Consider the following 506-nt stretch of genomic DNA (forward strand, 5'->3'; position numbering starts at 1 on the left):
GGCGCTTGTAGGAGTTGATGGTCGGGTTGGTGAAGGCCAGCAGCGACGGAGCGTGGTGCAGGATGCCGCCGATGTAGTAGCGCGCGATGTCCGACAGTCCGGCGTAGCCCGACTCGTCGTGGAACAGCGGCTTGCCGTCCTTCCAGAGCGACTGGTGAGCGTGCATGCCCGAACCGTTGTCGCCGAAGAGCGGCTTCGGCATGAAGGTGACCGACTTGTTGTTCTGCCACGCGGTGTTCTTTATGATGTACTTGAACAGCTGAACGTCGTCCGCGGCGTGCAGCAGCGTGTTGAAGCGGTAGTTGATCTCCGCCTGGCCGCCGGTGCCGACCTCGTGGTGGCCGCGCTCGAGGGTGAAGCCCGAGTTGGTCAGGTTGGTCGACATCTCGTCGCGCAGGTCGACGTAGTGGTCGTACGGGGCGACGGGGAAGTAGCCGCCCTTCTGGCGGACCTTGTAGCCCTTGTTCGGGGTGCCGTCGGGGTTGGTCGGCGACGCGGCGTTCCAC

Annotated in this window: 1 pseudogene; it reads right to left on the reverse strand. The window is 64.4% G+C overall.

Features of this window, described 5'->3' with window-relative positions:
- Nucleotides 1–506: pseudogene (gene glnA, locus L3N39_RS18875) on the reverse strand (glutamine synthetase); the annotation flags it as partial.

The organism is Pseudomonas oligotrophica (assembly GCF_021726475.1).
Classification (GTDB): Bacteria; Pseudomonadota; Gammaproteobacteria; order Pseudomonadales; family Pseudomonadaceae; genus Stutzerimonas; species Stutzerimonas oligotrophica.